The 13,245-nt window shown below is 64.0% G+C and carries 13 protein-coding genes; 6 read left to right on the forward strand and 7 right to left on the reverse strand.

The window, feature by feature from the left end:
• Nucleotides 1–246: 246 nt before the first annotated feature.
• From tnpC to QW887_RS31235, 7 genes are all read right to left on the reverse strand, one after another.
• The gene (gene tnpC / locus QW887_RS31205) at nucleotides 247–1,344 is read right to left on the reverse strand and encodes an IS66 family transposase (protein WP_316159601.1); all 1,098 of its coding nucleotides are present in this window, start codon (nucleotides 1,342–1,344) and stop codon (nucleotides 247–249) included.
• Between the two features lie 59 nt (nucleotides 1,345–1,403).
• Nucleotides 1,404–1,754: an IS66 family insertion sequence element accessory protein TnpB gene (tnpB, locus tag QW887_RS31210; protein ID WP_172179940.1), complete on the reverse strand. Its 351-nt coding sequence runs from the start codon at nucleotides 1,752–1,754 to the stop codon at nucleotides 1,404–1,406.
• A complete protein-coding gene (gene tnpA / locus QW887_RS31215) occupies nucleotides 1,751–2,116 on the reverse strand; it encodes an IS66-like element accessory protein TnpA (RefSeq protein WP_172179942.1) in 366 nt (121 codons plus the stop codon). Before tnpA ends, tnpB begins: the two co-directional genes overlap by 4 nt.
• 249 nt (nucleotides 2,117–2,365) lie before the next feature.
• On the reverse strand, nucleotides 2,366–3,328 hold the full coding sequence (locus tag QW887_RS31220) for a peptidyl-alpha-hydroxyglycine alpha-amidating lyase family protein (protein WP_172179944.1): 963 nt from the start codon (nucleotides 3,326–3,328) through the stop codon (nucleotides 2,366–2,368).
• 35 nt (nucleotides 3,329–3,363) lie between these two features.
• Nucleotides 3,364–4,197 carry an SDR family NAD(P)-dependent oxidoreductase gene (locus QW887_RS31225; RefSeq protein ID WP_172179946.1) on the reverse strand — a complete coding sequence of 278 codons (834 nt, stop codon included), beginning with the start codon at nucleotides 4,195–4,197 and terminating at the stop codon, nucleotides 3,364–3,366.
• On the reverse strand, nucleotides 4,194–4,952 hold the full coding sequence (locus tag QW887_RS31230) for an SDR family NAD(P)-dependent oxidoreductase (protein ID WP_316185961.1): 759 nt from the start codon (nucleotides 4,950–4,952) through the stop codon (nucleotides 4,194–4,196). Before QW887_RS31230 ends, QW887_RS31225 begins: the two co-directional genes overlap by 4 nt.
• A complete protein-coding gene (locus QW887_RS31235; RefSeq protein ID WP_315752134.1) occupies nucleotides 4,949–6,181 on the reverse strand; it encodes an enolase C-terminal domain-like protein in 1,233 nt (410 codons plus the stop codon). Before QW887_RS31235 ends, QW887_RS31230 begins: the two co-directional genes overlap by 4 nt.
• 181 nt (nucleotides 6,182–6,362) lie before the next feature.
• Between QW887_RS31235 and QW887_RS31240 the strand changes: the two genes are divergently transcribed.
• Genes QW887_RS31240 through QW887_RS31265 form a run of 6 tightly spaced genes read left to right on the forward strand, consistent with a single transcriptional unit; the run spans nucleotide 6,363 to nucleotide 13,217 of the window.
• Nucleotides 6,363–8,132, forward strand: a complete 1,770-nt coding sequence (locus QW887_RS31240) for a GH3 auxin-responsive promoter family protein (RefSeq protein ID WP_210261705.1) — start codon at nucleotides 6,363–6,365, stop codon at nucleotides 8,130–8,132.
• A gap of 27 nt (nucleotides 8,133–8,159) precedes the next feature.
• Nucleotides 8,160–9,242 (forward strand): phytanoyl-CoA dioxygenase family protein, encoded by a 1,083-nt coding sequence (locus QW887_RS31245; RefSeq protein WP_315752133.1) that lies wholly within the window; start codon nucleotides 8,160–8,162, stop codon nucleotides 9,240–9,242.
• A 10-nt stretch (nucleotides 9,243–9,252) separates the two neighbouring features.
• Nucleotides 9,253–10,089 (forward strand): alpha/beta hydrolase, encoded by an 837-nt coding sequence (locus tag QW887_RS31250; protein ID WP_172179954.1) that lies wholly within the window; start codon nucleotides 9,253–9,255, stop codon nucleotides 10,087–10,089.
• Nucleotides 10,086–11,084 carry an NAD(P)-dependent oxidoreductase gene (locus QW887_RS31255; RefSeq protein ID WP_172179956.1) on the forward strand — a complete coding sequence of 333 codons (999 nt, stop codon included), beginning with the start codon at nucleotides 10,086–10,088 and terminating at the stop codon, nucleotides 11,082–11,084. The genes QW887_RS31250 and QW887_RS31255 overlap by 4 nt, the downstream gene beginning before the upstream one ends.
• Nucleotides 11,065–12,195, forward strand: a complete 1,131-nt coding sequence (locus QW887_RS31260) for a 2-hydroxyacid dehydrogenase (RefSeq protein ID WP_172179958.1) — start codon at nucleotides 11,065–11,067, stop codon at nucleotides 12,193–12,195. The genes QW887_RS31255 and QW887_RS31260 overlap by 20 nt, the downstream gene beginning before the upstream one ends.
• Before the next feature lie 5 nt (nucleotides 12,196–12,200).
• On the forward strand, nucleotides 12,201–13,217 hold the full coding sequence (locus tag QW887_RS31265) for a quinone oxidoreductase family protein (RefSeq protein ID WP_172180200.1): 1,017 nt from the start codon (nucleotides 12,201–12,203) through the stop codon (nucleotides 13,215–13,217).
• The last annotated feature ends 28 nt before the right edge of the window (nucleotides 13,218–13,245 follow it).

Below are 13,245 nucleotides of genomic sequence, written 5' to 3' on the forward strand. Positions count from 1 at the left end.
GGATCCCACCGGAGATTCTCCACAGCAGCAGAGAACTCGAAATGGAACGACAACACACGAGGGGGAAGGTGTGCAGACCGGACGGTTACATCCGGCCGATTAAAGCTGCAAGATAAAAGCGGCTCGCCGGTTGAACACCAAGCCATTGACATGGCTTACGTTCAACCGTGCCGGTCAGTCGAGCTGAGTGCCGCAATCGAGCTTTTTGTCAGCAAAGTCAAAGGCGATTTCGGCACTGATCGTAGTCTAGCGAACTCCGGCGAAGAACTCGGTTGAGCTACGCGCGAGTGCAGGATCTGCGACTCGGAGTGTGGGTTGACCGATCAATCGTGTTGCGCCGTCGTATCTCGGAGCCTTGGCCGATGCAGCCTGCATCAGCCCGGCATAGCCGGCAAGATGCGTCTCGGGATGTGCGCCGGTACGGTAGAATACAGCTGCTGGCGGCGCGTGCCCGGCAAAGGGACGATCGTCGCGGACATAGGTCCACACCCAGCCGGTGCGCGTCTTGTCCTTGGCGAGAACTGGCACCGTGGTGTCGTCGGCATGGATGCGCTCACCTGCGAGCAGGTGCACCTTGATCGCATCGACCAGCGGCATCAAGGTCGCAGCCGCTGCACCGAGCCAGTCGGCGAGCGTGGAGACGTCGAGCGCCACACCCTCATGCGCAAAGGTCGTGCTCTGTCGGGTGAGCGGCAGGTGCGGCCCGTATTTGGCGAACAGGATGTGCGCCAGCAGGCGCGGTCCCGCGCGTCCGCGCGCGATCGGATGGAACGGTGCCGGCGGCTGCGTGATCGCCTCGCAGGCGCGGCAGGAGAACTTCTCACGGACATGCTGGATCACCTTCCACTGCCGTGGCACGAGCTCCAGCGTCTCGCTCACGTCCTCGCGGATCTTGCGCAGCCTGTCGCCGCCGCAGCACGGGCAATAGGCCGGCGCAGGATGCACGATGCGCTCGCGCGGCAAGTGCTCGGGCAACGGCCGCCGTGCCGGGCGCCGCCGCTCGAACGGACGTACGTCGACCCTCTCGGCCTTGGCCCGCTCGGCTGCCATCTGCGCCGCAGCCTCATCCTCGGCCTCCTCGAGATCGGCGAGTTCGAGCTCGAGCTGCTCGAGCACCGACGCGCGCTCCGACGACGGCCCGTACAGCTCGTGCCTGAGCTTGGCGATCGTGAACTTCATCTGCTCGATCAGCAGCGCCCGGGCACGGACCTCGGCTTCCAGATTGCGCGCCTTGGCTTCTGCCGCGAGTTGGGCCGTCGTCGCCTCGGTGAGCGCGGCCTGGCCAGCGAGCACCAGCGCCTTCAGCGTCGCGACATCATCGGGGAGTGAATCGGCTGTGATCATCGCAGGAGATGGAATCACAGCTCCGTCCTGCGTGCATCAGCCTCGTCACGTTCAAGCGCTCAGCCAACGGCTTCCGGCCGCCACGTCCGCTGCGGATGACGCCAGTCGATACCTTCGAGCAGATAGCCGAGCTGTGCCGGCGTGATCGCCACCGCTCCATCCACGGGCTGTGGCCAGATGAATCGGCCGCGCTCCAGCCGCTTGGCGAACAGGCACATGCCCTGGCCGTCGTGCCACAGCATCTTGATCAGCCCGCCGCTGCGGCCACGGAACACGAACAGATGGCCGCCATGCGGATCGCGATTCAGCGTCTCCTGGACCAGCAGCGCAAGACCGTCGAAGCTCTTGCGCATGTCGGTATGGCCGGTCGCCAGCCAGACCTGGGTGCCGGAGAGGATCGGGATCGTCATCGCGAGCCCGCCCGAAGCGCCGCGATCACCGCCGTCACCGTCGCGGCATCCGCCGCGTCGCTGATCCGGATCTTCGCCTCCGCCCCGATCTCGACCTCGATCAGCCCCTGCGTACGGGCAGCCGGCGCGTGCGGATCGGCAGTGATCGTCACGGCGGCAAAGCCGGGCGGCGGCGTCTCCTTCCCGCACAGCTGCTGGCGCCAGCGGAACACTTGGCTGGAATGCACCCCGAACGCTCGCGCCACTCGTAGGATCGTCGCGCCCGGCTGAAGCGCTGCAGCAACGACACGCTCCTTGTCGGCCCGCGACCAATGCCGCCGTCGCCGCTCCGACGTGATCACTTCCACTTCCGCTTTGGCCATAGGACTAGTTCCGGGACTAGTCCTATGGCTTCAACAAGCGTCAGCTCCGGCGCAAGGCGGCCGTCGCCGGGGACTCACGATGAACTCACAGATTCAAATGCGGAGACGTGCCCCTTCGCAGACAGCCGGCACCTTGACCTGAGTTGCCGGCAGCGGCTGATATCGCCCATCTGTGCGGAGCGCGCTTGTTTGCCAACCGGCAAAATAGCCGCTGTGCCTCAATGGAGGAGAAAACTGCACGCATTCCAGCTAAGAGGAAAGCTTGGTCAGCTTCTGCAGGCAGCGCAGCTCCCGCGGCGGCTCGAGTGGCGGCTTGATGGACGGCCAGACCGCATTCGACACCTCGGCAACGTAGATGTCTCCGTGAGAATCGACCGCAACACCATGCGGTGCGATGAACTGACCGGGCGCTTCGCCGGCATGCAAATGGCCGAGCCGGACGACAGTCCCGCCACGGTTGTCGACGATGGTCACGCGGGGTCCGAGATTCGGAGCATTCTTGTTGACAGGAAGCGAGGGGCCGAGCTCACCAACGTAGCAGAGCTGCTTCTTTCCCGGCGGCATGTAAAGTCCGCATGGGCGATGGAGATTGTTCCATTGAGTCTCGTAGCGACCGTTCGCATCGAACACTTGGATTCGGTGATTCTCCCGATCCGCAACATAGACCCATCCCTCCGCGTCGCAGCAGATGTTGTGCACGATGTTGAACTGACCCGGGTCGCTGCCGGATTCTCCCCATGACATGAGGTGTTTCCCCGATGGCGAGAACTTGTGGCAGCATGCGTTGCCGTAGCCGTCGGACACGTAGATGTCGCCGTTCGGCGAGTGAGCCGTGTGCGTACAACGATGGAACGGCTCTCCACTCATGTAAGGGGACGGCCGCATCGGAATTCCGATCGTGAGCATAACCTTCCCATCCAACGTGCACTGTCTGATGGTATGATCGCCGTCGTCGGTCAGGAAAATCGTGTCGTCCGGTCCCATGTGCAGCCCATGCGGACGCGAGAACAGGCCTTCACCCCAGGACCGGAGAAACCGGCCGTCCTGATCATAGACGATCACGGGATGCGCGCCGCGGTTGAAGACGTAGACGTGATCCTTCTGGTCGACGCCGACCGCGGCTACGTCGCCATAAGACCAGCCGTCCGGCAGTTCGCCCCACCCCTCGGTGACCATGTAGCGGAAATCGCCGCTGCCCAGGATGACTGACATTCGGTGCTTCCTCCATTGATATGCGTTCCCGGCTGCTATTTGCGTTCGGCCACCAAGGCCTGGCCGGCCGTTACGCCGCCATCGACCACCACGGTCTGCCCTGTCACATAGGAAGCCATGGGAGAGCAGAGCCAGAGAACAGCCTGTGCGATCTCGTCCGGTTGTCCGATCCGGCCGAGTGGCGCGCGTGATCCGCGAGCGCTCAGTTGCTCCTCGGTCGGGTAGATGCTCCTGAGCATCGGCGTGTCCGTGCTGCCAGGGCTCACTGCGTTGACCCGAATGCCGCGGCGCGCGTATTGAAGTGCGGCCGACTTGCTGAGGCCGATGACGCCATGTTTGGTTGCGCTGTAAATGGCACTCTGGGCGTGTCCGATATGCCCCGCGACCGATGCGCAATTGACGATCGCGCCACCGCCTGACTCCAGCATCGCGCGAATCTCATGCTTGGTGCAAAGCCATGTTCCGCGCAGATTGGTCCCGACGACCTGATCGAAATTGTCGCTATCGTCCTCGTGCAGCGGAACGAAATTGCCGAACGTGCCTGCGTTGTTGAACGCAGCGTCCAGCCGACCAAACCGGCGGACGGTCATGTCGACGAGACGCGCGACGCTCTGCTCGTCTCGCACGTCGGTCGGCACGATCATCGTTTGATCTGGCGGTAGCGCGGCCAACGCCTGTTCGCAGGAGCCGGTCTGCCGTCCCGCCAGGACGACACGAGCTCCGCAGGCCGCGAATGCCAGCGCGGCGGCGCGGCCGATGCCTTGGCTGGCGCCGGTGACGATGATGACCTTGCCGCCCAACCCGTAGTCCGCTGATGGGCCGGCGACCCGCTCGGCCGTCGTCGTTCGTTCCGTGGTCGTCCAGTTCATATGAACAGCCCCCCATTGATGTCGATCACCGTCCCGGTGGTGTAACCCGCCTCATGCGAACACAGATGGATCACAACGGCAGCTGCCTCGTCCACAGTGCCCAGTCGCCCGATCGGAATGCGTTCGGTAATCGCTCGCCGCCGTTCAGGGCTATGCTTCGCCCAGGCTGCCTGGATGCGGTCGGTGGCGATCGGGCCGTGCGCGACTGCATTGACGCAGACGCCGTCGGGGGCAAGCTCATAGGCCGTTTGCTTGGTGAGCCCGATGACGGCCGCCTTTGCCGCGACATAGGCGGCGTTGCTGAAGTAGGAGTAGGTGCGGCCGGCGATCGATGCAAAGTTGACGATGCGACCCCACCGTCGCTGACGCATCGCTGGCGCACATAGACGCGTCATGGTGAAGGCGCTCGTCAGATTGTGTCTCATCGAGGTCTCCAGGTACGTTTCATCGAGGTCCGCAAGCAGGATGGAGTTCGCATCTCCTCCGACGGCATTCACGAGGATGTCCGGACGCTGTGCGTCCGAGAGACATTGGATGGCGTCGCTGACGGCTGCGATATCGGTGACGTCGATCGGCAGGCACGCGGCACGGTGATCGCCGATTTGACGGCGAATGGAGTTGAGTGCGGTCGTGTCCTTGTCGACCAGCAGGAGCCGCGCTCCCGCATCTGCAAGGCGGCGCGCGACCTCTGCGCCGATGCCGGCGCCCGCACCGGTGACCAGGGCCATTTTGTGTTCGACCAACGATGTCGTCATCCCCGAGCCTCAGCGTTCCAAGTTGTGACGCGCCGTTCTGCCTCGACGAGAGCGGAACGAGGTGTTGTCGCGACATGCGAAAAGGCGTGCCTTGCGTGCGCCCACAACGCCGGTCCCGGAACGAGACCGTGTCCGTGGCCATACAGTGGCGGCGCAAGATAGGTTTTGCGATCGATCGGGAAGGGTGGGATCGTCGTGTCGCGAGGAAACCATTCGTCTGCGCGCCCAACCTCGCACGCGCTGGCGTTGCGTAGCGATGTCGCGAGCGCGCGTCCCGCGGCCCAGAGCGGACCATGTTCGCCAACCTGGACGCCGATCTGATAGCCGAGGCCGGAATGAAACGCCGTATCGGCCAGGCCTGCCGCTCGAAGTGGGCCACCACATTTCGACACGCGGATATTGACGAGGTCGCAGGCGCGCTGGTCGATCGCCGTGGCGAGATCGTTCTCGTCCACGAATGATTCATCCAGCATCAAAGGGATCCCAGCCTCTTCGCGCAATTGCCGGAGGCCCGCCCAGTCCCTGGGCCGCAGCGGTTCCTCGAGCCATGCCACGCCATGACCCTGCAACTGCCGGCAGGCGGCAATCGCCTGTGGCAGGGTCCAAGCCGCGTTCACATCCACCGAAAGCGAGATCGATGGCGCAATCAGGTCGCGAAACCGTCTCACGCGTTCCACTGCCTGATCGCCATCCGCTCCGACTTTCAGCTTGACGTGCTTGATGCCGTTCGCGAGCGCAAACTCGCGCGCGACCATCTCCTCCGGAGAGGTCGAGAGGTCGACGACCAGAGCGGCTGAAACGGCGCAAGGCACGGGTCGTAACATGTCTTCGCCGAGGCCCGCGGCGTGCAATGCAGAAGCCATCGGTCGGCCGTGGAGTCGGCAGGCCACGTCGAGAAGGGCGGTCTCCAAGGCGCAGGCTGCAGCGGGCGACAGCCGACCACCGACGGATAGCATCTTCGGCAGCGCCAGAGCCTTCAGGCTTGCGACGACGGTCTGAAGCGAACGCCAGTCGATCTGCGCATCGAGTTCGTTCAATGCGCAAGAGGCGAGGGCCTTCAGAACGGTCGCGGTGGTTTCGCCAGTGACATAGGGACGAGGAGCTGCTTCGCCATAGCCGGTTACGCCATCGACGTCGACGCAGACAAGAATGCCGTCGCTCTCGTGGCGTGCCATGGTTGCATGAACGAATGTCCGGCGCATCGGCATCGCAATCGCGTAGACGTCCATCAATTGTATCATTGCATCCGTCCGATCTGCTGAGATCAGGACATTGCCAAACTGCGAAGCGAAGGTCGTTTTAGAATTTCTAGAACCGGGACAGGAAATCTAAATTGACGCTTTGCGCGAGCCGTCAGTATCAATCCCTGCGAGACGGCGGTGATCTACAAATGAAGATAGGTCGGACATCATGCAGGACCTCTCCACAGAACAGAGTCGAGTTTCCCGCATCCAGCATGGTGGAACGGCCGGCGTCCGAACGACGAGCGTCGGAGGCGCCGCCGACGACGTGAGCCGCATGGCCCGCTTTTGCGCACAGAGTGAGGCGGCGCTCGATCGTCAGCGCCTGATCTGTCAATCTCCGCATGCGACCGTTGGGACCGTCTTCCACGATGTGTTGCGCGAACTGACTGGAACGGCATTCGAGCGGGAGCACGCGCTCGCAGGTGTGTGCAGCTTCGATGAATTCAGGCGGGCAGTGCCGATCCGCAGTTACGGCCAGCTCAGGGGGTATATCGATCGACAGCTTGCCCGAGAGCGAAAGGTACTGACGCGGGACGATCCCTATGCGTTCCTGAAGACGTCAGGAACCACCGGCCAAGCAAAGCTGGTTCCGACGACACGGCATTGGCGGCTCGCCTATCGCGGACCGGCGCTTTACGCGCAATGGGGCCTCTATTTCAGGATGCTCCGGCTCGATACGCCGAAGGTTGAGAACGTGCTGGATCTGTCATGGGAGCCGCAGACGGCGAGGCAGAGCATTCATGGATTTCCCGTCTACAGCATTACACAGCGGCCGGAGCCGCTCGGGGAATCCGACTGGTTGCCGCCATGGTACGGCGCGCCCTGGTTCTCATGCGAGAGCGATCCCGACGGATATGCCGAGCGGCTCTATCAGCGGCTGTGCATGCAGGCATTCTGTGACGTGCGGCTGATTGTTTCGGTGAACCCGAGCAAGATCATCATGTTGGCAGAGACGTTGCGGCAATTCGCAACGCGGCTGATCCGTGACGTCAGGGGCAGCGCCTCGGCTGCGGGCGGCCAGGACCTCGCGCGCCGCCTGGAAGGGCAGCTCAAATTGCGCGGCGGTGAGTTGCTTCTCTCGGATCTGTGGCCCAATCTGTCGCTCATCGTCTGCTGGAACAGCGCGTCGGCGCAACTCTACGAGAATTGGCTTGATCGCCTGGTCCCCGATGCCACGCGGCTTCCCTTCAGCACGACGGGCACCGAAGGCATCGTTACGCTCCCGGTCGACATGCACCGCAGTGCCGGCCCTCTCGCGGTGACCCAGGGACTCTACGAGTTCGTTCCGGTCGATGATATTTTGGAGAACGTCGCTCCATCGGAAAGTGCCGAAACGCTGACTTTCGAGGAACTGGAGGTCGGGCGCTGCTACAGGCTCGTGATGACCCAGGCCAACGGTCTCTATCGGTATGACGTCGGCGACGTGTATCGCGTCGTGGGCTGGGTTGGGGCGGTGCCAAGGCTCGAATTCATCGGAAGAAGCGGCGCATGTAGTTCGTTCACCGGCGAAAAGCTGACCGAAGCTGATGTGTTCTCGGCGGTGTCGCGTACGATCGAATCTGGGTCGGCCGGGACGCCGAACTTCTGCTGCTTCCCGGTCTGGGGCACGCCGCCTCACTACGCTGTCGCGCTCGAGTGGTCGCCGAAGCTCGAGCTGATGCAAGCGACACTGGCAACGCGCATCGATGCAGCGCTCAGCAGGGTCAATCTGGAATATGCCGACAAGCTGTCCAGCGGCCGGCTGGCGCCGCTGACGATAGTCAAGCTGGTCCCCGGCGCCTTCGCCAGGCTTGCCGAGCACAAGATCAGCGGTGGAGTGGCTTCGGCGCAGGTCAAGCATCATTGGCTTCAGCGCGACGCCTCGGGGCTGAAGATCCTTCGCGATATTGGCATGCTGCTCGACGGGGCAGGCTCGTTCATCCCGTCATCGACGTGAATCGATCCATAGATGGAGTTGGCCACCATGACCGTATCAGGTTCGCGCACGCCTGCGCTCGACGCAGCCGACGTCGCTCGCTTCCAAGAGCAGGGATATCTGGTTGTCCGAGGTGTTCTGGATGAGGCGGATTTCGTTCCCGTGAGACGTGAGTACGACGAGCTGCTGCGGGAGCGAGTCAGGACATGGCGCGCAAAGGGACTGTTCTCGGGCGGTGAGGATCATGGCGGGCTGCCGTTCCAGGAGCACCTCAGGCGGCTGGTCGAGCTTCCGGGATTTCCGCTTACGCTGCTTGCCGAGCTCGATATCACGTTGCCGCACATGCCGTTCTCGTTCATCCAGGATGACAGCGAGTTTCATGTCGGCCCCGGCGTGTTGTCGCTACTCCAGAATCCGAAGGTGTTGGATGTCGTCGAGTGCATTCTCGGATCCGAGATCAACGCAAGCCCGAATCAGCATTGCCGGATCAAGCTGCCGGCGCGAGAGGTCCAGCAGTTCGGCGGCCGGAAGGGCGAGACGATCTACGCGCCGACCCTCTGGCACCAGGACGCGATGGGCCAGCTCCCGCAGTCGAACGAAACGACCGTGCTGACGGTCTGGATTCCGACGACCGACGTCGACGAGGAAAACGGATGCCTGGCGGTCGTGGGAGGCGAGCACAATGACGACACGTTGCTGCCTTGGCCGATGGATGCCGCGCTGATCGATCGCCTTGAGAGGAACAGCATCCCGTTGCCGGTCAAGTTCGGCGATATCGTGCTGTTGCACAAGAAGGCGCCGCATGGCTCCAGGTTGAACAAGACGGCACAGGTGCGCTGGAGCTTCGACTTCCGCTACTACCCGGCGCATCAACCGACCGATCGGCCGTGGTTCCCGAATATCCGCGTGCGCAGCAAGGCAGATCCCGGTTCTGCTGTGGTCGACGCAGGAGCATGGCGGAAATCCTGGGAGGATGCCCGCGCGATGCTTGCGGGTCAGAAGCTGCCGCTACCAGGGCGGCGTGAGTTCGCACAGGTCGTCGCGGACGGAATGATTCGGCGGTGGGAGGCCGGCGAATATCCGAGCTTTCCAGTGAAGGACGTTGCCGCAGCTTCGACTCCCGCAGCCTGAGGCGTCTGAGATGGAGGGGACGGCGATCAAGTGGATACGGGCGGTGGATGGCACCGAGCTTGCCCTACATTACTGGGCGCCTGCCGAGCCCCGAGCTGCCCTGTTCTACATCCACGGCATCCAGAGCCATGCCGGATGGTTGTTCGAGACCGGGCCGCAACTGGCGGCCAGGGACGTGGCAGTTGTCGCGCTGGACCGTCGCGGATCGGGACGGAGTGGCGGCGAGCGTGGTCACGTCGCCACGCTCGAGCTTCTGCTGTCGGACTATCTGATGGGTATAAAGGCCGCGCGGGAAGTGGTGCCGGATGCGCCGCTGGCGGTGCTGGGCCAGAGCCTGGGCGGCAGCGTTCTCGCTGGATTATGCACCAGTGGGCAGTTGCGCGCGGAGGCATTGATTTTCTGCGCGCCGGCACTGGGGCAGCAGCGGGCTCGCCATGATCCGGAGAAGCTCGGCCGCTTCCGCGCGTGCAGAGGTCTTGGCCGAGTCGCGGTCACGCTCAAGGACGAGGACTACACGGAGGAGGAGGTCTATCTGCGCTTCATGTCGGCGGATGCCCTGATGCTTCGCGAGGTTACGGACAGCACGCGGTCGACGCTGGTGCATCTCGAAGACGCATACGCGGAGACCGGAGCGACGCTGAGGGTACCCACGTTCCTCGCGGCGCCGGAGCGTGATCCGATCATCGATCTCGCCGTTGCGCGCCGTTGGCTCGGCAGGCTGATCGGGCCCTATCGTGAAACGGTGTTCGCAACGAGGCATCACTATATCGAGTTCAGCCGGCAACAAGAGAGCTATTGGGACTGGCTTGCGGCTTGCGCGATTCCAGTCGAGGAGTTGCAGAGATGACCGACGGAGGACATCTTGCCGTATCCGGGTCGCCTCTGCACGATCGCCGCGTCGACATCGCCGTTCCGGATTGCGGCGGCAACCCGGTCATTGAAGCAGCTTTCCGGCGACACCTGCAGGGGCAGGCCGGCGTGCTCATACATCACGACCGTCCGGAGGACGCCGATGCGCTGGCACGGCGGATCGGCGACGTGACAACGGTGCTCCAGTTCTTCTCGGCGCGCCCGCTGTCTGCCGGGGTGCTCGAGGCGTCGTCGGCCAAGCGGATCATTGTGGCGGGCCCGATCGGCGCGAGCGTCGATCTCGATGCGGCCGGACGCAGGAACATGGCGGTGTACGAGACCCCCGGGCTGGCGTCAGCCTCGGTTGCCGAGTACACGATCGCGCTGGCGCTCGCCATTGGCAGGCGGATGACGGATGGGTGCCTGGAGCTGAGATCCGGACGATGGCATGCGAGCTTCGGCCGAGGGCTGTTCGGCAAGACGGTCGGTATCGTCGGGCTGGGCCGCGTCGGCGGCCGTGTCGCTGAACTGTGTAAGGCGTTCTCCGCGCGGGTTGTCGCCTGGAGTCCGTCGCTGACGGATGGACGAGCCGCGGAACTAGGTGTCCGGCGAACAGAGCTGGACGAGCTCGCAGCCAGCAGTGACGTGATCAGTCTGCATATGAGATTGAGCCCGACGACCAAAGGCCTGTTCGATGCGCGATTGATCGATCTGATGCGACCCACGGCGTTTCTGATCAACACCGCCCGCGCCGGTCTCGTGGATGGGGAAGCATTGCGGCAGGCGTTGAACGCGCGTCGGATCGCCGGTGCGGCACTCGACGTTTTTGAGGATGAGCCGATCGGACCGGGATCGCCCTGGCTCCAGACCGACAACGTCCTGCTGTCGCCGCACATGGCATGGATGAGCGAGGAGGCGCTGGAGGCGTTTGTCGGTGCCGCGGTCGATTTTGCCATTCGTGGAGACGACTCGCGTGTCCGTCGTGTTGTCTGAGCCGGCGCAAGCCCGAGTAGCTGGCGCCACGGTGTTCGTCGGCAGCGACCGGGTTCTCGGCGACACCTTGGACCACGCGGCCGCAGCCTTGGGAGCGGCAGGTTGCAATGTTATCCGCGGCCACGCCGAACCGCCGCCACACCGCACGCGCTACGCGCTTTCGACCGCCCGACGATACTTCGAGGCGGCATCAGTGCTCCTGATCAGCTCGCGGACCATCATCGACGCGGCGATGCTCGAGGTCGCGCCTCGGCTACACGCTGTTGTCTTTGCCTCGATAGGCACGGATTCGATCGATCTGCCGGCGGCGACCGATCGCGGCATCATCGTCGCAAACGGCGCGACGGCCGAAAACGTCGAAAGCCTGGCGGAGGCAACCGTGATGCTCATTGCGGCTCTCCTGCTGGACCTGCCGCGCAAGCAGCGCCAGTTCGCGTTGCGGTCCGCCCGTGCGCGGGCGGATGAACTGTCGGCGCGCATGGTGTCCGGCAAGACCATCGGGCTGATCGGGTTCGGCCGCATCGCGCGCTCCGTCACGCGACGGTTGCAAGGCTGGGGCACCGAGATTCTGGCTTATGACAGACATCCGGATGAGACGCCGGTCGCCGGCGTGCGTTTCGTCGAGCTTGACGAACTGCTGGCGCGCAGCGACGTCGTCAGCGTTCACTTGCCGCTGACCGCCGAGACGCGCGGGCTGCTCGGAGCTGCGGAGTTCGCGCGCATGAAGCGCGAGGCCTGCGTCATCAACACCTCGCGCGGTGGCATCGTCGACGAGGCGGCGTTGGCGCAGGCGCTTTCCGCCGGACGGATCGCTGGCGCGGCCATCGACGTCTTTGAGACGGAGCCTCCCCCTGTGGATCATCCGCTTCGCGGGCTGGAGAATGTCATCCTCACCGAGCATACGGTCGGCTGTACGCGGGAGCTGTTCGCCTCGCTCGCGCCGACCGCGGTTGAGAACGTCATGCGCGTGATCCAGGGGCGGGATCCGCTGCACATCCGCAATCCGGCCGCGCTGCTCCGCTGGCGCGAACGATTTCGGCGCCAGTCGGCGCAGCAGGCCTGGCCTGGCGGCGACACGAATCTGCAGTACGGGACAGGGGAGTACCGATGACCGCGATGCCGTCGAAGATTGCGGGCCGCACCGACGCGCTCGCCGAGGACACGGAGGTCGTCCTCATTCGTCAAACCGGGGGACCGGAGGTGCTCTCCGTGGAGCAGTCGAGGCTCGATCCGCCAGGGCCGGGCCAGGTGAGATTGCGGCAGACCGCCATCGGCCTGAACTATGTCGATACTTACTACCGCACCGGGCTCTACAAGACGCCGCTGCCCAGCGGCATCGGCTTCGAAGCCGCGGGGATCGTCGAATGCCTCGGAGAAGGGGTGGCCGGTCTGCGGCCCGGAGATCGCGTCGTCTACGCGATTGCAAGCCTGGGCGCCTACGCCCGACTGCGCAACGTTCCCGCTGAGCGGCTGGTGAAGGTGCCCGATGACATCACCGATCATCAAGCCGCCGCCATCGCGCTTCAGGGCATGACCGCGCACTATCTGCTTCGGCGCGCCTATTCCGTGCAGCCCGGCGACACGATCCTGGTGCACGCTGCCGCCGGCGGTGTCGGTCTCATTCTCTGCCAGTGGGCGGCAAGTCTCGGTGCGACCGTCATTGGAACCGTAGGCACGGAAGAGAAGGCCGAGCTCGCGCGCGCCAACGGATGCACCCATACGATCCTGTATCGGAGCGAGAATCTGGTCGAGCGTGTCTGCGACCTCACCAAGGGTGCGAAGCTACGCGTCGTTTACGACTCGGTTGGCCGCGATACTTTCGTGAGCTCGATGGATTGCCTTCAGCCGTTCGGGCTGCTGGTCTCGTTCGGCCAATCCTCCGGGGCGATCGGGCCCTTCGAGACGCGAATTCTCGCCGAAAAGGGCTCGCTATACCTGACGCGGCCGACGCTTTGGACGTACATCGCACGTCGCGAGGATCTCGTGGCGTCTGCTTCGGAGCTGATGGCTGCCGTCTCGCGAGGAACCATCAAGCCGAGGATCAGCCAGACCCTTCCCTTGATGGAGGCGGCCCAGGCGCACCGTGATCTTCACAGCCGCAAGACGGTCGGAAAGACGCTTCTCATCCCCTGAGCAGCATCTGCCGCGGCCCTTGCCGGAT

Origin of the sequence: Bradyrhizobium sp. SZCCHNRI3052, from assembly GCF_032484895.1 — a bacterium.
Lineage (GTDB): Bacteria > Pseudomonadota > Alphaproteobacteria > Rhizobiales > Xanthobacteraceae > Bradyrhizobium.